Below are 20,957 nucleotides of genomic sequence, written 5' to 3' on the forward strand. Positions count from 1 at the left end.
GACCGGGCTTCTTGTTTGGATGGCGCCTGCGGTTCAGTGCGCGTGGCCGTGCAGGCCGTCCGTCAGCAGGAAGATCATCAGGATGCCCGCGATGATCAGCGCGATCTGTACGGCGGACTCCTTCCAGCGCGGCTTGCGCTTCATCTGCGGCATCAGATCACACACGGCAATGTAGAGGAAGCTGCTGGAGGCCACCACCAGCACATACGGAATCCACGACGTCAGCCGATCCAGCAGGTAGTAGCCAAGCACCGCGCCCACCAGCGCGCAGACACTGCAGATCAGGTTGTAGACGAAGGCACGCGTCTTGGAGAAGCCGGCGTTGAGCAGCACCATGAAATCGCCGATCTCCTGTGGAACCTCGTGCGCGGCAATCGCCAGCGCGGTGACGATGCCGACCTTGATGTCGGCCAGGAATGCGGCGGCGATGACAATGCCGTCGGAGAAGTTGTGCAGGCCGTCGCCCACCAGGATCATCAGGCCACTGCGGCCGGCCTCCTGGCGGTCGTGCCCGTGGTGATGGCCGTGGCCGTCGCCCTCGTAGTGATGCGAGTGGCGGATCAGCGAGATCTTCTCCAGCAGGAAGAAGCCCAGCAGCCCCGCCAGCAGCGTGGCGAACAGCGCGTGCGTATTGGGTTGGACACCGCGATGCGCTTCGAAGGCCTCGGGCAGCGAGTGCAGCAGCGAGGTGGCCAGCAACACTCCGACGGAAAAGCTGACCATACGGTCGACCACGCGCGCCAGCACGGTCAGCGATAGCACGGCAGCACCCATCATGCTGCCGATGCCCGACAGCGCGGTGGCCAGGAGAATGCCTAACAGGGTGGAATCGAGGGCCATGCGGCGCGCACCTATAAACGCAACAGAGTTGCAAGAAGGGACGCATTGTATGCCCCTTTTGTCACCTTTGCCAGCAGCGCAAAAACAAAAGGCCCGCATGGGGCCTTTCGTACATGGTGGACAAGTGCTTATTCGACGCCGTGGTCCTTGAACCAGGCAATGCACTTCTTCCAGCCGTCTTCTGCGTCGGCTTTCACATAGCTCGGGCGGTAATCGGCGTGGAATGCGTGGCCGGCATCCGGATAGACGATGATGCGCGAGGCGCGCGCCTTCAGGTTCTTGGATTTCTCCAACGCCTCCTTCATGGCATTGCGGACATCCTCCGTGATCACGGTGTCCTTCGCGCCGTACAAGCCCAGCACGCGCACCTTTAAGTCATCCACGTTGTCGATGGGGGAAACCGGCTGCAGCGGCGTCGGATTGCCCTTCAGCGGCCCGTACCACGCTACGGCGGCCTTGATGTCGGGGCTACGCTCAGCAAACAGCCAGACTTGGCGCCCGCCCCAGCAGAAGCCGGTGATGCCGATGCGCGCCGGATCGCCGCCGTTCTCCTTGACCCAGGCCACCGTCGCATCCAGATCGCCCGCCACCTGGGCATCCGGCACCTTGGAAACCACGTTGGTAACGGCCTCCTGAATGGTGCCGTAGGCGCGCGGATCGCCCTGGCGCACAAACAGCTCCGGCGCGATGGCGAGGTAGCCGAGCTTGGCAAAGCGCCGGCAGATATCGGCGATGTACTCATGCACGCCAAAGATCTCGCTGACGACAATCACCACCGGCAACTTCGTCTTGCCCTCGGGCTGGGCGCGATAGGCCGGCATCTTGAAGTCGCCCACGGGCACCATCACCTCGCCCGCCGTGAGCCCGTTGAAATCCGTCTTGATGGCCTGCGCCGACACCGGCAGCACCGCCGCCGCAAACGCCGACCCGAGCGCCGTCTTCATGAAGCCGCGGCGGTCGAAGCTGCGGCCGGGTACCAGACTCTCCACTTCCGTTTCAAGCTGCATCGCACTCTCCTGGCCGTTGGGCGGTTACGGTAAACGAAGCGGCCAGTCTACCGGACCAGATCCATCGCCACCGAGCGGGGCGCATTGCATCCGGTTCGGTTGACTAATGCAGCTTGACCCGCGGATTCGTCTTGCTGCGCAGCCAGTGCGTCACGGTATCGAGCGACATGCGCACCCAGCCGTGCAGCGCCAGTACGTGCATCCGATACAGCGACGTGTACATCAGCCGCGCCATGAGGCCCTCGATAAACATCGAGCCACCGATCAACCCGCCCATCAGGCTGCCCACCGCGCTGAAATGGCCGAGCGAGACGAGCGAGCCCAGATCCTGGAAGGCGAACAGCTCGACCGGCTTGCCGTCCAGGCGACGGCGCAAAGCGTTGTACAGGTAGGTGGCCTGCTGGTGCGCTGCCTGCGCACGCGGCGGCACGCTCATCTGCTTCTCGGGCCACGGGCAGCTTGCGCAGTCGCCAAAGGCGTAGATGGCATCGTCGCCTTCCACCTGCAGCGTCCGCGAGACGACGACCTGCCCCAGCTTGTTGACCGGCAGCCCCAGCTCGCCCAGCACCGAAGGCGCACGGATGCCCGCCGCCCACACGGTCAGGTCGGCCGGGATGGACTTGCCGCTGGCCGTATTGACGGCGTTGGCGGTGACCTCCGTCACACGCTCGCCGGTGATGACGTCCACATTCAGCTTGTGCAGCAGCTTGGTGGTTTCGGCCGACACGCGCTCGGAAAGCACGGGCAGGATGCGCGACCCACCCTCGATCAGGTGGATGCGGATGTCACGGCGCGGGTCCAGCTTGTGCAGCCCATACGCTGCCAGCACGTGCGCGGTGTTACGGAGTTCGGCCGACAGCTCCACACCCGTGGCGCCCGCGCCGACGATGGCGACATCCACCTGCGGCCCGGCATCGCCCACGCGGTTCTGCGCGCGCATGCAGGCCGAAATCAGCTTGCGGCGGAAGCGCTCGGCCTGCTGCGCCGTGTCCAATGCAATGGCATGCTCAGCCGCTCCCGGCACGCCGAAGAAATGCGTCACGCTGCCGATGGAGAGCACCAGCACGTCGTAGCCAATGGCACGTTCGGGCAGCACCTCGGTGCCATCGGCATCGAGGCAACCGGAGACGGTGACCGACTTGGTGGCGCGGTCGAGCGCCTTCAGTTCGCCCTGCTGGAACTCGAAGCCGTGCCAGCGTGCCTGCGCGGCGTATTCGAGCTGGTGGGTATTCGGGTCCATGCTGCCGGCAGCGACTTCATGCAGCAGCGGTTTCCAGATATGCGTCGGGTTGCGGTCGACCAGGACGACCTGTGCCGCACCGCGCTTGCCGAGCTTGTCGCCCAGCCGCGTCGCCAGTTCCAGCCCGCCGGCACCGCCACCGACCACCACAATGCGCGGCCCACCCGCGCTATCCGCCTGCGCTGCCATGTGTTTCTCCTCTGAATGCTCGGAATCACGTGATCGTTCAGATGCAGTCTGCTGCAACGCAAAACGCGCCGCAACCCCGGGCCGCCAGATATGACAGATCATCCGAAGTGCATGCCACAGCCATTCGCAGCCTGCCTTGGCAAGAAAAGGCGCGCCACACCTTGTGGAACGGACAGGCCGTCACGGCATCAGTGGGCTTCTTCCCAGTTGGCGCCCACGCCCACTTCGGCGACCAGCGGCACACGCAGCGTTGCTACGCCGCACATCAGTTCCGGCAGGCGCTCGCGCACCGCGCCCAGTTCATCCTGGGGGACTTCCAGCACCAGTTCATCGTGCACCTGCATGACTAGGCGCGCGCGCATGGCCTCGGCTTCCAGCCAGCCCTGCACGGCCAACATGGAGAGCTTGATCAGGTCCGCCGCCGTGCCCTGCATGGGCGCGTTGATGGCGGCGCGCTCTGCAGCCTGCCGGCGGGGGCCGTTGCCGCCGTTGATATCGGGCAGCCACAAGCGGCGTCCGAAGGCCGTCTCCACGTAGCCGCGCTCGCGCGCGGTCTGGCGTGTCTCGTCCATATAGCGCGCGGCGCCGGGGTAGCGGGCGAAATAGCGGTCGATGTAGAGCTTGGCGGCATCGCGGCCGATGCCGAGGTTGCTCGCCAGCCCGAACGCGCTCATGCCGTAGATCAGGCCGAAGTTGATGACCTTGGCAACGCGCCGCTGGTCAGCGGTCACCTCCAGGGGCGTGACGCTGAAGACTTCAGCGGCAGTCGCGCGGTGCACATCCTGGCCTTCCTGGAACGCACGCATCAGGCCTTCGTCCTGCGACAGATGGGCCATGATGCGCAACTCGATCTGCGAATAGTCGGCCGAGACGATGACGCTACCCTCGGGCGCGATGAAGGCTTCACGAATGCGCCGCCCTTCTTCCGTGCGCACCGGAATGTTCTGCAGGTTCGGATCGGTCGAGGCCAGACGCCCCGTCACGGCGGTGGCCTGACCGTAGGTGGTATGGACCCGACCTGTACGCGGGTTCACCATCTTCGGCAGCTTGTCGGTGTAGGTGGACTTGAGCTTGGCCAAGCCCCGGTAGTCGAGCAGCAGCTTGGGCAGCGGGTAGTCCTCTGCCAGCTTCTGCAGTACCTCTTCGTCGGTCGACGGCGCGCCGCTGGCGGTCTTCTTGATGATCGGCAACTTCAACTGGTTGAAGAAGATCTCGCCGATCTGCTTGGGAGAATTCAGATTGAACGGCTGGCCTGCCAGCGCGTGGGCCTGCTCTTCCAGTTGCAGCAGGCGCTGGCCCAGCTCGGCACTCTGCCTGGCAAGGCGTTCGCCATCGACCAGCACGCCATTGCGCTCCATCTTCTGCAGCACGATCGAGGTGGGCATCTCGATCTGCTTGTAGACGTAGTCGAGCTTGTCGTCGGCGGCCACCTTAGGGTACAGCGCACGATGCAGGCGCAGCGTGATGTCCGCATCCTCGGCGGCGTATTCGGTGGCGCGATCGAGCGGCACTTCATCAAAGCCGATCTGCGATGCACCCTTGCCGCACACCTCTTCGTAGGTGATGGTCTTGAGGTGCAGCACGCGTTCGGCCAGAGCATCCATGCCGTGATTGCGGTGGGATTCAAGCACGTACGATTGCAGCATCGTGTCGTGCTCAATGCCGCGCAGCGCGATGCCGTGGTTGGCGAACACGTGCGCGTCGTATTTCAGATGCTGGCCGACCTTCTTGCACGCGTCGTCTTCGAGCCAGGTCTTCATGCGTGCGAGCACGGTATCGCGCGAGAGTTGCGCGGCACCATCGAGCCCCGCCACGTCCGGGCCGCGATGCGCAACCGGGATGTAGCACGCCTGCCCCGGCGTGACCGACAGCGAAATGCCGACCAGTTGCGCCTGCATCGGGTCAATCGACGTTGTCTCAGTATCGATGCAGACGAGGTCCACCTCGTCCAGCAACTGCATCCACGATTCGAGCTGAGCCTCAGTGATGACGGTCTCGTATTTGACCTCGGCGGGAGCGGCCTCCGCGTCGAACAGGCTGGCCTGGGCCTGCTGCTGCGCAGCGGCCTCGCCGGCGTAATTCTTGACGGGCGTCGCGGCCTTGCGTGCGGCACCCACGCTGCGCGTGTCGGGCAGCGCCTCGCCAGAGGCCTCGCGCAGCCAGGTCTTGAAGCCGTAGCGGCTGAAGAAATCGACGAGCTTCGATTTATCTTCACCTCCGTCGACCAGCGCGTCGAACGTGGGCACTTCCTCGGACAAATCGCAGTCGACCTTCACGGTCAGCAGCTCGCGCCCCTTGGGCAGCCAGTCGAGCGTGTTGCGCAGGTTGTCGCCCACCACCCCCTTGATCTCGCCTGCACGGGCAATGACGTTGTCGAGCGTGCCGAATTCAGTCAACCATTTCACGGCGGTCTTCGGCCCCACCTTGGGCACGCCGGGCACGTTGTCCACCGTGTCGCCGATCAACGAGAGATAGTCGACGATGCGTTCCGGCGGTACGCCAAACTTGGTCTGCACGCCGGCCGGATCGAGCGTCTCGTTCGTCATCGTGTTGACCAGCGTGACGTGCGAATTCACCAGTTGGGCAAGGTCCTTGTCGCCCGTCGAGACGATGGTTCGAACGCCTTCCCGGGTTGCCCGTTCGGCCAGCGTGCCGATCACGTCGTCAGCCTCCACGCCGTCGACCACCAGGATGGGCCAGCCCAGCGCGCGCACGGCTTCGTGGATGGGCTCGATCTGCGCGCGCAGATCGTCGGGCATCGGAGCGCGATGCTCCTTGTAGGCGGGATACATCTCGTCGCGGAACGTCTTGCCTTTAGCGTCGAAAACGCAAGCGCTATACTTGGCCGGGTAGTCGTTGCGCAGCTTGCGCAGCATGTTCACGATGCCGTAGATGGCCCCCGTAGGAAACCCTTCTCCATTACGCAAGTCGGGCAGTGCGTGATAAGCACGGTACAAATAACTCGAGCCATCGACGAGCAACAGCGTTTCTTGACTTTGCGACATTCCCATGGACTCTAATGTGACTGGAACGCCCGAGGGCGTTTCCAACAATGGCGGCGCCGCAGAAGGCGGCGTGGCGAAGCAGGCTGCTGACGTGTCTGCGGCCGACATGGACGTCAACGTGACGGTGGGCGCGGACCGTCCGGTGGAGATTGCCTCCGCCAAATCCGACGCCGCACACGGCCGCACCGACCGCAAGATGATCCCCAGCCTGCGAGCACTCGCCGACGAGGAACGCGCCACCGCAAAGAAAGCGCGCGCCTCCTGGCAGATGTTCACGATTATGGCAGAGTTCATTGAGGCGACCGAGTACCTCTCGGAGATCCGTCCGGCCGTCTCGATCTACGGCAGCGCGCGCCTGCGCGAGGATTCCCCTTACTATGAGCGCACCATCGAAATCGCCCGCCTATTCTCGGACGCGGGCTTCGCCGTCATCTCCGGCGGCGGCCCCGGCATCATGGAAGCGGCCAACAAGGGCGCGCACAGCGGCAAGTCGGCCAGCGTGGGCCTGAACATCGAACTGCCGCACGAGCAGCAGGGCAATCCGTATCAGGACATCTCGATGCGCTTTCGCCATTTCTTCACGCGCAAGGTCACCTTCGTGAAGAACTCCGATGCGTTCATCGTCATGCCGGGCGGCTTCGGCACGCTGGACGAGTTGGCCGAGGTGCTCACGCTCGTCCAGACCGGCAAATCACGCAGCGTGCCAGTGGTGATGTTCGGCAGCCGCTTCTGGAAGGGCCTGCTCGACTGGTTCCGCTATACATTGCTTCCCATGGGCCTGATTGCCGAGCACGATCTGGACATCATGCGCATCGTCGACGAGCCCAAGGACGCGCTCGACGCTGTCTACGAGTTCTACGAGAAGCGCGAAGGCACCTCGCCGATTCCGCCCAAGGAAGAGATGTTCTACCTGTGACGATCGACGGCTTCCGGATGGACGATGGCGAGGGGTTCCGACTGTTAGAATGCACGTTTCCGGATCACTCGCTGGAGTCCATCATGGATTCGCTGCTTCACCCGCCCTCCGCCCCCCGCCTCGCCAGCATCGCGCTCCTGATGCGCCACGCAGGGCTGGCCGCGGGCGCCGTCTTTTGCCTGGCCCTGCCCGCGCACGCTGAAGTGACGCAGGACAGCGCCGGCCTGGACCTGCCCGACGTCAAGGCCATCAACAACCAGCCGATCGCCAAGCCGACCAAGGGCGCGATCCACAACGCGCCAGTCAAGCCGAGCTTCGAATACCGCGACAACGACGGCACGCAGGTCGAGGAATACCGTTTCCAGAAGGGCCAGGCGCCGGACATCTATGTCAAATCGGGCATGGGTACGTCCTACAATTTGAGCAAACCCGAAGACAGCTCGCCGCGCATCCGTGAGCGCGGCGACATCGACCGCGTACCCTCGGTCAACGTCCTGAAGTTCTGAACGCAACGCTCGCAGGGCGTGCCGGCGCGGCAACACGCGCTTGCCGCGCCTTTTCTTTCACCCGTTTCCCTTTTCTGAAGCATGGCTGTTTTCACCCCGGTCTCCGACGCCGAGATCTCCCTCTGGCTGGATCAATACGATGTGGGCACCGCTCGCGCGTTTCGCGGCATTCCCTCCGGGATCGAAAACTCCAACTTCTTCCTGACTACGGAAAAGGATGGTCAGACACATGAATACGTCGTCACGCTGTTCGAGCGCCTGACCTTCGAGCAACTGCCGTTCTACCTGTATCTGATGCGGTACCTGGCGCAGCACGGCATCAGCGTGCCGGCGCCGATTCCGGGGCGCGACGGCGAAATCCTGCGCATGCTCAAGGGCAAACCGGCGACCATCGTGACGCGCCTGGCCGGCCGTTCCAACCTGGCGCCGACGGTATCTGAATGCGCCATCGTCGGCGACATGCTCGCGCGCATGCACCTGGCCGGACGCGACTACCCGCGCCACCAGCCCAACCTGCGCAGCCTGCCTTGGTGGAACGAGGTGGTGCCCGACGTGGTGCCCTTCGTGCACGGCGACACCCGCACGCTGCTGGAAAACGAACTCGCGCATCAGCAACGCTTCTTCGCCAGCACCGACTACGCTGCGTTGCCCGAGGGCCCATGCCATTGCGACCTCTTCCGTGACAACGTGCTGTTCGAACCGGCAGCCGATGGCCACCCGGAGCGCTTGGGCGGCTTCTTCGATTTCTACTTCGCAGGCGTCGACAAATGGCTGTTCGACGTGGCGGTGACAGTCAACGACTGGTGCATCGACCTTGCCACCGGCGTGCTCGATGCCGAGCGCGCACGTGCCATGCTGCACGCCTATCACGCCGTGCGCCCCTTTACCGATGCCGAAACGAGGCACTGGCAGGACATGCTGCGCGCGGCGGCCTACCGCTTCTGGGTATCGCGCCTGTGGGATTTCTATCTGCCGCGCGATGCCGAACTGCTCAAGCCGCATGACCCGACCCACTTCGAGCGCGTGCTGCGCGAGCGGGTGCGGGCCGATGGGCTGACTCTGGATCTCCCCCAACCATGCAACTGATCGAAGTCTCCGGCAAGCAGGGTTACGTCTGGCTGCGCCAGGGTGCGTGGCTGTTCCGCAAGAACCCCATCGGGTTCCTGTTGCTGCTGTTCATCTACCTGTTTGCCGTCAACCTGCTGATGCTGCTGATGCCGCCCATCGGTGTGTTCGCGATCCTGCTGCTGAACCCGGCCATCTTCGTCGGCTTCATGTCGGCGTGCCGCGATACGGTGGCGGGCAAGCGCATCGGCCCGACGTCGCTCATTGCGGGCTTCCGCTCATACGGCAAGGACGCGATGCGCGGGCTGCTGAAGCTGGGCGGGATCTACGGCGTGCTGGTGCTGGTCGTCAGCGGCATCCTGATGACGCTGGTCGATGTCGATACGCTGATGACGGTGGTCAGCGACAAGCCGCTCACCACCGACGCCATCCGCGAGTTCTATCTGGCCATGGTCATGGGCTCGGTGCTGTACATCCCGGTGGCGGTGCTGTTCTGGTTTGCGCCGCTGCTGGTAGCCTGGCACGGCATTCCGGTGGGCAAGGCGCTGTTCTTCAGCTGGATGGCCGTGTGGCGCAACCGCGCGGCGTTCATCCTGTACGGTGCGCTGTTCGCAATCCTGCTGATCGCGATACCTCTGTTCATCGACGCGCTGTTTGCATCGAGTGGCGCCAACAACATTGCGCCGCTGATCGCCACACCGTACCGGATTCTGGTGATGGCGGTGCTGTACTGCTCGTTCTATGCCACCTACCGCGGCTGCTTCAACGTGACGCAAGCCGCCGGCCAGGCCACCGACACGACGGCCTGACCTGCACGCCGCCCCGATCGATGCTCAGTTGATCGGGTCCAGCTTGGCAATGCCCAGCGCCAACACCTTCGTGCCGTGGCGGTTGAACTTGATATGGGCGCGCGCCTCGGCGCCTTCACCCTCCAGCGTCGTGATGACGCCTTCCCCGAACTTGTTGTGGAACACCGACTGGCCGACGCGGAAGCCTGTTTCGGCCGCACGCTTGGCATCGGCGTAGTTCTTGCCGGTATCCATGCCGCCGGTCGGGCGGGTGCCAGTGTAGGCATCTTCGTCGCCGCGCTGCGGGCGCTTAAACCAATCATTGCCCCAGGCGCTTTCGCTCTGCGCACGGCGCGTGGCGTTGTAGCCGCTGTGCTGCGGCGTGAGCCACTTAAGCGTTTCCTCCGGCAGCTCGTCGAAGAAGCGCGAGCGGATGTGGTAGCGAATCTGGCCATGCAGCACACGGCTTTGCGCGAACGAAAGATAGAGCCGCTCACGTGCCCGCGTGATGGCCACGTACATCAGGCGGCGCTCCTCTTCCAGGCCGTCGGCCTCCATCTGGCTGTTTTCGTGCGGGAACAAACCCTCTTCCAGCCCAGTGATGAAGACGACGTGGAATTCCAGCCCCTTGGCCGCGTGCACCGTCATGAGCTGCACGGCGTCCTGGCCGGCTTGCGCCTGGTTGTCGCCGGCCTCCAGCGAGGCGTGCGTCAGGAAGGCAACCAGCGGGGTCATCTCGGCGGGCGTCTCGTCGGTGACGAGTTCGGAGACGGTATCGTTCTCGCCGCCCTCGATGCGGACCAGCGCGTCATGCCGCATCGGCAATGCGGTGGCGATGGCATCCACGCCGTAGCCCTCTTCGGCCACGAAAGCCTGCGCAGCGGTCACCAATTCCTGCAAGTTTTCGATGCGGTCAAGGCCTTCCTTCTCGCCCTGGTAATGCGTGATGAGGCCGCTGGCGTGGATGACGTGCTGGACAATCTCGGGCAGCGTCATCTGGCGCGTATCCGCGCGCATCTGCTCGACCAGACGCACAAAGGCCGACAGCTTCGTGCCCGCCGCGCCGGTCAGATACGGCACCGCGGCCGCCAGCGAGACGCCATAAAGCTTGGCTGCATCCTGAAGCAACTCCAACGAGCGCGCCCCAACGCCACGCGCCGGGAAGTTGACCACGCGACCGAATGCAGCATCGTTGTCCGGGTTCTCCAGCAACTGCAGATACGCCAGCGCATGTTTGATTTCCGCGCGCTCGAAGAAGCGCAGGCCGCCGTACACCTTGTAGGCGATGCCCGCCGAAAACAGCGCGTGCTCGATCACCCGCGACTGCGCGTTGCTGCGATACAGGATGGCGATTTCCGAACGCGCCGTGCCGGCGGCGATGCGGTCGCGGATCTCGTCGACGATCCAGCCGGCCTCCTGCCCATCGGTGGCGGCCTGGTAGACGCGCACGGGCTCGCCATGGCCGGCGTCGGTGCGCAGGTTCTTGCCCAGGCGGCGCGTGTTGTGCGCGATCAGGTGGTTGGCGGTATCGAGAATGTGGCCATGCGAACGGTAGTTCTGCTCCAGCTTGATGCGGTGCTCAACGCGGAATTCGCGCTCGAAGTCGACCATATTGCCGACGTTGGCACCGCGAAACGCGTAGATACTCTGATCATCATCGCCCACGGCAAAGATGGCGTTGGGCGTGACACCCGGCTCGCCCAAGCCTGCCAGGATCTTCAGCCAGGCGTACTGGAGCTTGTTCGTATCCTGGAACTCGTCGACCAGGATGTGCTTGAAACGCCGCTGGTAATGCGTGCGGATGGCGTCGTTGTAACGTAGCAGCTCGTAGCAGCGCAGCAGCAGCTCGGCAAAGTCGACCACGCCTTCGCGCTGGCATTGCGCGTCGTAGGCGGCATAGAGATCGGCCATGCGGCGGTCGAACTCGTTGGCGATTTCCAGGTCGCCCGCGCGCAGGCCCTGCTCCTTGGCCCCATTGATGAAGTACTGGACGTTCTTGGGCGGAAATTTCTCGTCGTCGATGTTGAGCGACTTGAGTAGGCGCTTGATGGACGAGAGTTGATCCTGCGTATCCAGAATCTGGAAGGTCTGCGGAAGGCCGGCATCGCGGTAATGCGCGCGCAGCAGCCGGTTACACAGGCCGTGGAAGGTTCCGATCCACATGCCGCGCGTGTTGATCGGCAGCATCGCCTGCAGGCGGGCCGTCATTTCCTTCGCCGCCTTGTTGGTAAACGTGACGGCCAGCACACCCGCCGGCGAGACCCGCGCGCTCTGGATCAGCCAGGCGATGCGGGTGGTCAGCACGCGCGTCTTGCCGCTGCCCGCCCCCGCCAGGATCAGCGCCGATTCGTCAGGAAGCGTGACGGCGGCGCGTTGTTCGGGGTTCAGATTGGCGAGCAGGTCGGACATGCGGGAGGAGCCTTTGCGGAATCCTGAAATTATACCGGCCCCCTCCCCTGCCTCGCCCGTGCCGGACACCGACAGGTCGTATAATTCCTAGCTTTCGCCCGCCATTTTCCTGGGCCAAACGTCTTTTTTGCGCGTGTTGCGCGCCCTGTCAGCATGACCGATCAAAACCAGTCCCTCGCCAAGAGTTTCGAACCCGCCACCATCGAACAGAAGTGGAGCGCGGCGTGGGAAGCGATGGGCGTCTCCCGTGCGACGCTCGAAGCCGGCCGTCCGGATTTCTGCATCCAGTTGCCGCCGCCGAACGTGACGGGCACGCTGCACATGGGCCACGCGTTCAACCAGACCATCATGGACGGCCTGACGCGCCATGCGCGCATGCAGGGCGCCAACACGCTGTGGGTGCCGGGCACCGACCACGCCGGCATCGCCACGCAGATCGTCGTGGAACGGCAGCTTGATGCGCAAGGCGTGTCCCGCCATGACCTCGGCCGCGAAAAGTTTGTCGAGAAGGTGTGGGAATGGAAGGAGCAATCCGGCACGACCATCACGCGCCAAGTGCGCCGCATGGGCGCCTCGATCGACTGGGAGCGCGAATACTTCACGATGGACCCGAAGATGTCGCGCGCGGTCAGCGAAGTCTTCGTGCGTCTGTATGAAGAGGGCCTGATCTACCGCGGCAAGCGCCTCGTCAACTGGGACCCGGTGCTCGGCACCGCCGTGTCCGACCTGGAAGTGGTGAGCGAAGAGGAAGAAGGCTCGCTGTGGCACATCCGCTATCCGCTGGCGCAGCCGGACGCCAAGACCGGTCTCACGCATCTGACGGTGGCAACCACCCGCCCGGAAACCATGCTCGGCGACACGGCCGTGATGGTGCACCCGCAAGACGAACGCTACGCCCACCTGATCGGCCAGACCGTGCGCCTGCCGCTCTCCGGTGATGCCGATGCGCTGGACGCCAACCAATGGCGCGAAATCCCCATCATTGCCGACGAATACGTCGACCGCGAATTCGGCACCGGCGTGGTGAAGGTCACCCCGGGCCACGACTTCAACGACTATGCCGTCGGCCAGCGCCACAACCTGCCGCAAATCTCGGTGCTGACGCTGGAAGCGAAGATCGCCGACAACGCGCCCGCCACCTATCGCGGCTTGGACCGCTTCGATGCCCGCAAGCGCATCGTCGCCGATCTGGAATCGCTTGGCCTGCTGGCCGAGGTGAAGAAGCACACGCTGATGGTGCCGCGCGGTGACCGTACCGGCGTGGTCATCGAGCCGATGCTGACCGACCAGTGGTTCGTCGCCATGAGCAAGCCGGCGCCGGAAGGCACGCGCTTTCCCGGCCGCTCCATCGCTGAAGTGGCGCTGGACGCCGTGCAGAGTGGCAAGATCAAGCTCGTGCCCGAGCAGTGGGTCAATACGTACAACCAGTGGCTGAACAACATCCAGGACTGGTGCATCTCGCGCCAACTGTGGTGGGGCCACCAGATTCCGGCGTGGTACGACGAAGCCGGCAATGTCTACGTCGGCCGCACCGAAGAAGAAGCTCGCACCCAGGCCGCAGCCAAGGGTTATACCGGCGCGCTCAAGCGTGACGACGACGTGCTCGATACGTGGTTCTCCTCCGCGCTGGTGCCGTTCTCGTCGCTGGGCTGGCCGGCCGATACGCCGGAGTTGAAGCACTTCCTGCCCTCCACCGTGCTGGTCACGGGCTACGACATCATCTTCTTCTGGGTGGCGCGCATGGTCATGATGACCCTGCACTTCACCGGCGAAGTGCCCTTCCACACCGTCTACGTGCACGGCCTGGTGCGCGATTCGGAAGGCAAGAAGATGAGCAAGTCCGAGGGCAACACGCTCGACCCGGTGGACCTGATCGACGGCATCGCGCTGGAGCCGCTGCTCGGCAAGCGCACCACCGGCCTGCGCCGCCCGAAGGACGCGCCCAAGGTGGAAGCCCGCACGCGCAAGGAATTCCCGGAAGGCATTCCGGCGTTCGGTGCCGACGCACTGCGCTTCACCTTCGCGTCGCTGGCCACGCTCGGCCGCAACATCAACTTCGACTCCAGCCGCTGCGAGGGCTACCGCAATTTCTGCAACAAGCTCTGGAACGCCACGCGCTTCGTGCTGATGAACACCGAAGGCCAGGACTGCGGCATGCAGGAGTGCGCGGGTGATTGCGGCCCCGAAGGCTATCTGCATTTCTCGCAGGCTGACCGCTGGATCGTCTCGCTACTGCAGCGCGTGGAAACCGAAGTGGAGAAAGGCTTTGCCGACTACCGCTTCGACAACATCGCCAGCGCCATCTACAAGTTCGTCTGGGACGAATACTGCGACTGGTATCTGGAACTCGCCAAGGTGCAGATCCAAACCGGCACGCCGGCGCAGCAGCGCGCCACGCGCCGCACCCTGCTGCGCGTGCTGGAAACGGTGCTGCGCCTCGCACACCCGATCATCCCGTTCATTACCGAAGAACTCTGGCAGAAGGTCGCGCCGATGGCCGGTCGCGCCAAGGGCGATGGCACCGAAAGCCTCGCGCTGCAGGAATACCCGCGCGCCGTGCTCAGCAAGATCGACGAGCAGTCCGAACAATGGGTGCAGCAGTTGAAGGCGCTGGTGGATGCCTGCCGCAACCTGCGCGGCGAGATGAATATCTCCCCGGCGCAGCGCGTGCCGCTGTATGCCAACGGTGATGCCGAATTCCTGCAGGCTGCTGCACCGTATGTGCAGGCTCTGGGCAAGCTGTCGGAAGTGAAGGTCTACACGGATGCCCCCGCCATGGAGCAAGACGGCGCCGGTGCCCCGGTCGCCATCGTCGGCGAGAACAAGCTGCTGCTGAAGGTCGAGATCGACGTGGCGGCCGAGCACGCGCGCCTGTCGAAGGAAATCGACCGCCTGCGTGGCGAGATCACCAAATGCGAAGGCAAGCTCGGCAACGAATCGTTCGTCGCCCGCGCGCCGGCCGCCGTGGTTGAACTAGAACAGAAGCGTCTGGCGGATTTCAAGGCCACGCTCGCCAAACTGGAAGCCCAGATCGTGCGCCTGCCGATGCAGGCCGCCTGAGCGCCCCGGGTCAAGAAACAAAATCGTCAAGGAAACTGCGATGCAACGCGTCACCAAAGCCGTTTTCCCCGTCGCGGGACTGGGAACCCGCTTTCTGCCCGCCACCAAGGCCAGCCCGAAGGAAATGCTGCCGGTGGTGGACAAGCCGCTGATCCAATACGCCGTGGAAGAAGCCATGGCTGCCGGCATCACCGAGATGATCTTCGTGACGGGCCGCAGCAAGCGCGCCATTGAAGACCACTTCGACAAGGCCTACGAGTTGGAAGCCGAGCTGGAAGCCAAACATAAGACCGCACTGCTTGAGGTCGTGCACTCGATCAAGCCGTCGCATGTGGATTGCTTCTACGTGCGCCAGCCGGAAGCGCTGGGCCTGGGCCACGCGGTGCAGTGCGCAGAGAAGCTGGTCGGTGACGCACCCTTCGCGGTCATCCTGGCCGACGACCTGCTGGACGGCACCCCGCCCGTCATGAAGCAGATGGTCGACCTGTACGACCACTACAACTGCTCGGTGATCGGCGTGGAGGAGATCGACCGCGAACAAAGCCGCTCGTATGGCGTGGTGGACGGCCGCCCGTGGGAAGAAGACGGCAGTGTCATCAAGATGTCGGGCATCGTCGAGAAGCCGGCACCGGAAAATGCACCGTCCAACCTGGGCGTGGTCGGCCGCTACATCCTCACGCCGCGCATTTTCGAGCACATCCGCAACCTCAAGCCGGGCGCTGGCGGCGAGCTGCAATTGACGGATGCCATTCAGTCGCTACTGTCAGCCGAGCAGGTACTGGCCTACCGCTACAAGGGCGTACGTTACGACTGCGGCAGCAAGCTGGGCTACCTGAAGGCCACGGTGGAGTTTGCGCTCAAGCACAAGGAAGTCGCCGACGAGTTCCGCGCCTACCTCGCCTCGCGCGGCTGAGAGCATTACTCGCCCATAGAAAAACCCGCGCAGCGCGAGCTGACGCGGGTTTTTGTTTGACCGGAAAGCCGAAGCTCGCGCGGTCTGATGCGCTCCCCTTCAGGCGTCAGCGCCGCAGCTTCTTATTGGGGTGCCGCCACCGGCTTGATGGTCTGGTTCAGGAGGCTCCAGTACGAGCTAGTGCTATACGGCAGCATCTGCTCGACGTAGTTCCACCAGAAGTAGCCACCGATGAAACGCGGATCAGCCGCCATCTGCGTGGTACCCATCGGGTAATACGTTTTGATCAGATTTTGCTGCACGGAGGTCGGCGCAGAGATGCTGGAGGTGCCGATCTCGCCAAACCCACACCATCGCCACCGGGAAAATGCTTTCCAACAACTTGAAGTCGTTGGTCCACGTCGGGCTCAGCCCCCGGCAGTCCTGGTATGGGTAGTAGCTGAACAGGGCGTAATCCGCACCCTGACGCACGCGTGCGGGCAGAAAGTTCGTTGCCCAGGTGCGCCACGCGTCCATCGGCAGCTCGTAGCAGTTGGTGCCCTTGCCGTCGTCGTTGTAGTACATCGTGACCGACACCAGACCGCCAGCGCCCTTCACAATGTCATACGCATTACCGACCATCTGGCCGATCGCCTGCTCCTGCGACGTTGCCGTTGCGGTGGGGCCGCTCGGGTTGGCACGCAGCCATTCGCCGTTGATCTCGTTGGCGATTTCCCGGACATCCACCACATTCTTCAGCGTGCTGACCAGTTCGTTGGTGCGGGCGCTGTAGGTGGTCGGTTCAACTGGGAAGTAGTACGAGTCCATCATCTCGCCCATCACGTAAGCAACCTGATGGAGCTTCACCAGTGGCGCGTAGTAGTCGGCAGCCGACGTCCCCGGGTCGAATACCACGCGCACGATCGGCTTGTACGGCAGGTGCGTGAGCGATGCCACGATCGCATTGATGTTGCTGACATCGTCCAGCGCGACGCCGTAGATGGGTGCCTTCGGGCGAGCGCCTTGCGCCGAGGCTGTTTGCATACCCAGGCCTGTCAGCGCAGCCGCTGCCACCAGGACCCACCATGACGCGCTGGCTCGTGCGCGCCACTCTCCGTGCTGCCTTGTTGGTTCCCAACATGTGTTTTATGTTCCCTCGGACGCAAAAACGTAACGCCCGGTTTTTGGTGGACAAGCGCCGTCCTACCTGTGCGGTATCCCGATGTGATGTGATGCCATTGACACACTGAGCACCGAACGGGTGCGAGCGTCGAGGACGCCCCGGTCGGCGAATGGAATGCGCGATTGGAAGCTCTGCCGAATGCATCGGCGAGCCAGGCGCCTATTTGAGGACGGGTACAGCTGGTGCGCGCTCAATCCGAGGGCGCTGCTTGGCGATGTGAAAAGCCCTGCACTTCAATTGGCTGCCGACTAAGCCCCCGTCAGCGGCCAAGCGGCACGATACCGGAAGTTGAAGGCCGTTCCACGAAATTTAACGCTGCTTATGCAACAATAATAAAAAACCGCGGGTCGTGCAGGACGCGCGGTTTCTTCGAAACGCCCGCCTGGCGGACGTCTTGACGGCACAGCCGTTTTTACTTGTGCCGATAGTTGATGCGACCCTTGGTGAGGTCGTACGGCGACATTTCCAGCTTCACGCGGTCGCCCGCCAGGATACGGATGCGATGCTTCTGCATCTTGCCCGATGCGTAAGCCCAGATCTCCACGCCGTTTTCCAGTTGCACGCGAAAACGATTGTCGGGCAGCGCTTCCGAGACCACCCCTTCAAATTCGATCAGTTCTTCCTTGGCCAAACTCGTTCCTTTGTGTGCAGCACGCGGCTGCGTCGATGGTTGCAATGGTGTGATGACCCACCCGAGCCGAACCGCACACCCCGGTGGGCGTGCAGCAGTATCGCCGTGATCATCTGCCCGGACAGCGGGCTGGGGGGTACCGAATCGCACCAAACGCAGATCGCGCCCGCCAATGGCGCGCGCCGTTCAGTGCAAGCGTGGAATGGGTGGCGGTCGCAGATGCGCGCCGCCCGGCTCGACGCGGGGGGAACCCCGGTGCTGGACACGGCTGCCATCGGCCACGAGGGGTACGGCGGCAAGCCGGATTCGCTCGCTATTCTACCATGGACAGGGCTCGCGCCGCTTCAGGCGCCGCCCATGGAGAGCGACAGATCGGGCACATCGCCATCGATAATGCTCTCGGCAAAGCGCAGCGCCGCCACGCGCGCGTCGCCCACGTTGCCGAATTGCTGATCCCCCGACAAGCGGAACACCTGGGTCTGCCCTGGCTCGGGCGACTCCCCCGCCCGACAGATCATCACGGCCGCGTTGTAGCTGCGGTCTTCCCTGGCCTCGGGCCAGCGTGCCGTGCGTTCGTGTTGGTAAGCCAACGGATAAATGTCGAAGCCTTTGTATTGGCCCGCCGGCGAAGTGTCCATCGCAGATGCTCCCTTCTTCAACGTCGAGTGCTGTCCGACTATACACCCGCACGTTTTTCCTGGCGATGAAAGGGGCGCCAACGTTTGATCTACACCGCGTCCGAACTCGTACGCCGAGCCGCCGTTCGGGCAAGCAGTCACGAAAAGCTGGTCTGAACAACTTTCAGAACGCCCCCCCTCGTTGGCAGGGTGCGGCGCAATCTGATTGTGCTAGCTTGAATCTTGTGCTGGCAACGCCATCCGAGCAGACCAGCGCACAGGCATGTAATACGCCATGTCTCAACTCTCTCAAGAACAACCATGCGCCTGTCCCTCCCTTCTCTCACCCTGGCATGTGCCGGGCTGATGCTGACCGCCTGTAGCGGCGGCGACGGCGGTTCGTCGTTGAGCATCCAGGCCAGCCAGGCGACCGCAAAGACCAAGGCCGCCGTCACCGCTTCGGCCTGTGGTACCAATGGAACATCCCCGCTGGCCGGGGTTCAGACCTGGATGTATCAACTGCAGGGCATGACTACCGATGCGCAGATCAATGCGCTCGGTGCACAGCCGTACGACATGCTCGTGATCGAGGCCAACAATACCGTCAAGGGCCTGGAGAATTTCGACACCACCGGCATGGTGGCGCGCCTGCACACCAAGCCTGACGGCTTGGCGCGCAAGGTGCTGGCCTACATTGACATCGGCGAAGCCGAAAGCTTTCGCTCCTACTGGACATCGAGTTGGCAGGCACCCACCGCCACGAGCCCCGGCACGCCCGATTTCATCATCAAGGCTGATCCGGACGGCTGGGCGGGCGACTATCCCGTCGCCTTCTGGGACCCGCGTTGGCAAGCGCTGTGGCTGGGGCCCAACGGGGCCGTCGCTCAACTGGCGCGTGAGGGCTTCGACGGCGTCTACCTGGACTGGGTGGAGGCGTACGCGGAACCGTCCGTCGCTGCAGCAGCACAGGCCGCCGGCATCGACCCGGCGCAGGCCATGGTGGACTTCATTGCCAAGATCCGCGCGGCAGGCCGCGCCATCAACCCGCAGTTCGCGGTGATCCAGCAGAATGCCTCGGGGTTGATCGACGATGCGAGCGCATCGGCGCTATTGCCGAATATCGATGCAATTTCGCAGGAAGACACGTGGTTCGGCGGCACCGCCGGCGCCAAGTGGGGCAGCGTATCCGGCGGCGACCAGGCCGCGGCGGCGGCCGATACCCAGTGGACGGTCGCGCAACTGCAGGAATACTGCACCGGCAACGTGCCGGTCTTCACAATCGACTACGCCTTGCAGACCGTCAACGCGCAGGCGGCCTACACCGGCTCGCGCAACCTCGGCTTCCACCCGCTGGTCTCGCAGATTGCGCTGTCCAACCCGACGACTACGCCGCCCTGGAACTACTGACGGCGCCGATCGCCCTCGCCGGCGCGTCCGCAAACGGCAGACCGACGTAATTCTCTGCCAGCACGCGCGCCGCCGCCGATGAGCTCGCCACGTATTCGAGCTCGGCGCGCTGCAGCTTCCGCATGAACGGCGTATGGTCGTCAAAGCGATGCAGCATCGACGTCATCCACCACGAGAAATGCTCGGCGCGCCAGATGCGCTGCAGACAGCGTTCAGAGTAGGTCGCCAGCTGCGTCGCATCGTTCTGCCTGTAGCGCGCCGTCAGCGCCTGGGCCAGCACACGCACATCGGCCACGGCCAGGTTCATGCCTTTGGCGCCGGTGGGCGGCACGATGTGCGCAGCGTCACCCGCCAGAAACAAGCGCCCATGCTGCATCGTCTCGCAGACGAAGCTGCGCATCGGCGTCACGCTCTTCTGCAGGATCGGACCTTCCTTGAGGTGCCAGCCGTCGTTGTTCTCCAGGCGCGTGTGGAGTTCGTTCCAGATGCGGGCATCGGACCACTCGGCGAGGTTCTCATCGGGCTTGCACTGCAGATAGAGCCGCGTGATCTTGGGCGAGCGCATGCTGAACAGCGCGAAGCCGCGCTCGTGGCTGGCGTAGATCAGCTCATTGGCAGCGGGTGCCGCCTCGGCCAGGATGCCCAGCCACGCAAACGGGTATACGCGCTCGAACACCGCCTGCCGCTGCTCCGGAATGGCGGGCCGGCAGATGCCATGAAAGCCGTCGCAGCCGGCGATGTAGTCGCAATGCAGCGTCTGCGGCACGCCGTCCTGCACGAACTGCACCGAGGGTGTGGCCGATTCGATGTCGCGCACCGACACGTCGCTCACATCGAACAGCAGCGGCGCACCCTGCTCCACGCGTGCGGCAATCAGATCCTTCACCACTTCGTGCTGCCCATAGACAGTGATGGAGCGCCCGCCTGACCTCTCGGTGAGATCGATGCGATGCCGCTTGCCGCCGAACAACAGATCGATGCCGTGGTGCACCAGCCCTTCGCGGCGCATGCGCTCGCCAACGCCCGACTCGTTGAGCACGTCGACGGTGCCCTGCTCCAGCACACCGGCGCGAATGCGCTCTTCCACATACTGGCGGCTCTTGGTCTCGAGAATGACGGCGTCGATGCCGTTGCGATGCAGAAGCTGCCCGAGCAGCAGACCTGCCGGGCCTGCGCCGATGATGGCGACCTGGGTGCGCATG

General features: G+C 63.9%; 15 protein-coding genes and 1 pseudogene. 7 read left to right on the forward strand and 9 right to left on the reverse strand.

Features of this window, described 5'->3' with window-relative positions:
- Positions 1-33 precede the first annotated feature (33 nt).
- From B4F51_RS05400 to polA, 4 genes are all read right to left on the reverse strand, one after another.
- Entirely contained in the window at positions 34-840 is an 807-nt protein-coding gene (locus tag B4F51_RS05400) for a ZIP family metal transporter (protein WP_296224065.1), read from the reverse strand.
- Positions 841-968: 128 nt separating this feature from the next.
- Positions 969-1,847, reverse strand: a complete 879-nt coding sequence (locus tag B4F51_RS05405; protein ID WP_296224066.1) for a dienelactone hydrolase family protein — start codon at positions 1,845-1,847, stop codon at positions 969-971.
- A 103-nt stretch (positions 1,848-1,950) separates the two neighbouring features.
- Positions 1,951-3,276, reverse strand: coding sequence for an NAD(P)/FAD-dependent oxidoreductase (locus tag B4F51_RS05410; protein WP_296224067.1), 1,326 nt, complete (start codon positions 3,274-3,276; stop codon positions 1,951-1,953).
- 188 nt (positions 3,277-3,464) lie between these two features.
- Entirely contained in the window at positions 3,465-6,281 is a 2,817-nt protein-coding gene (polA, locus tag B4F51_RS05415; protein ID WP_296224068.1) for a DNA polymerase I, read from the reverse strand.
- 4 nt (positions 6,282-6,285) lie between these two features.
- Between polA and B4F51_RS05420 the strand changes: the two genes are divergently transcribed.
- The 4 genes from B4F51_RS05420 (at position 6,286) to B4F51_RS05435 (ending at position 9,577) form a co-directional block, all read left to right on the forward strand.
- A complete protein-coding gene (locus B4F51_RS05420) occupies positions 6,286-7,197 on the forward strand; it encodes a TIGR00730 family Rossman fold protein (RefSeq protein ID WP_296224069.1) in 912 nt (303 codons plus the stop codon).
- Between the two features lie 83 nt (positions 7,198-7,280).
- The gene (locus B4F51_RS05425) at positions 7,281-7,703 is read left to right on the forward strand and encodes a hypothetical protein (RefSeq protein ID WP_296224070.1); all 423 of its coding nucleotides are present in this window, start codon (positions 7,281-7,283) and stop codon (positions 7,701-7,703) included.
- Between the two features lie 81 nt (positions 7,704-7,784).
- Complete coding sequence (locus B4F51_RS05430; protein ID WP_296224071.1) at positions 7,785-8,789, forward strand: homoserine kinase; 1,005 nt, start codon at positions 7,785-7,787, stop codon at positions 8,787-8,789.
- A complete protein-coding gene (locus B4F51_RS05435) occupies positions 8,780-9,577 on the forward strand; it encodes a BPSS1780 family membrane protein (RefSeq protein WP_296224072.1) in 798 nt (265 codons plus the stop codon). The genes B4F51_RS05430 and B4F51_RS05435 overlap by 10 nt, the downstream gene beginning before the upstream one ends.
- 24 nt (positions 9,578-9,601) lie before the next feature.
- On the opposite strand, the gene B4F51_RS05440 is transcribed toward B4F51_RS05435, so the two are convergent.
- Positions 9,602-11,965: a UvrD-helicase domain-containing protein gene (locus B4F51_RS05440; RefSeq protein WP_296224073.1), complete on the reverse strand. Its 2,364-nt coding sequence runs from the start codon at positions 11,963-11,965 to the stop codon at positions 9,602-9,604.
- A 153-nt stretch (positions 11,966-12,118) separates the two neighbouring features.
- Here B4F51_RS05440 and B4F51_RS05445 point away from each other — a divergent pair, with 153 nt between their 5' ends.
- Together B4F51_RS05445 and galU are read left to right on the forward strand one after the other, a co-directional pair.
- Positions 12,119-15,025, forward strand: a complete 2,907-nt coding sequence (locus tag B4F51_RS05445; protein ID WP_296224074.1) for a valine--tRNA ligase — start codon at positions 12,119-12,121, stop codon at positions 15,023-15,025.
- A 40-nt stretch (positions 15,026-15,065) separates the two neighbouring features.
- Complete coding sequence (gene galU / locus B4F51_RS05450; protein WP_296224075.1) at positions 15,066-15,938, forward strand: UTP--glucose-1-phosphate uridylyltransferase GalU; 873 nt, start codon at positions 15,066-15,068, stop codon at positions 15,936-15,938.
- 122 nt (positions 15,939-16,060) lie between these two features.
- Here galU and B4F51_RS05455 read toward each other — a convergent pair.
- The 3 genes and pseudogenes from B4F51_RS05455 to B4F51_RS05465 all read right to left on the reverse strand — a co-directional run bounded on the left by B4F51_RS05455 (position 16,061) and on the right by B4F51_RS05465 (position 18,369).
- A pseudogene (locus B4F51_RS05455) lies at positions 16,061-17,058 on the reverse strand (hypothetical protein).
- A 454-nt stretch (positions 17,059-17,512) separates the two neighbouring features.
- Positions 17,513-17,731, reverse strand: coding sequence for a translation initiation factor IF-1 (gene infA / locus B4F51_RS05460; RefSeq protein WP_004631109.1), 219 nt, complete (start codon positions 17,729-17,731; stop codon positions 17,513-17,515).
- A 344-nt stretch (positions 17,732-18,075) separates the two neighbouring features.
- Complete coding sequence (locus B4F51_RS05465) at positions 18,076-18,369, reverse strand: hypothetical protein (protein WP_296224076.1); 294 nt, start codon at positions 18,367-18,369, stop codon at positions 18,076-18,078.
- Between the two features lie 300 nt (positions 18,370-18,669).
- Between B4F51_RS05465 and B4F51_RS05470 the strand changes: the two genes are divergently transcribed.
- Positions 18,670-19,755, forward strand: coding sequence for an endo alpha-1,4 polygalactosaminidase (locus tag B4F51_RS05470; protein WP_296224077.1), 1,086 nt, complete (start codon positions 18,670-18,672; stop codon positions 19,753-19,755).
- Here B4F51_RS05470 and pobA read toward each other — a convergent pair.
- Positions 19,733-20,956: a 4-hydroxybenzoate 3-monooxygenase gene (pobA, locus tag B4F51_RS05475; protein WP_296224078.1), complete on the reverse strand. Its 1,224-nt coding sequence runs from the start codon at positions 20,954-20,956 to the stop codon at positions 19,733-19,735. The genes B4F51_RS05470 and pobA overlap by 23 nt on opposite strands.
- Position 20,957: the final 1 nt, after the last annotated feature.

Source organism: Ralstonia sp. UBA689 (assembly GCF_002298975.1).
Classification (GTDB): domain Bacteria; phylum Pseudomonadota; class Gammaproteobacteria; order Burkholderiales; family Burkholderiaceae; genus Ralstonia.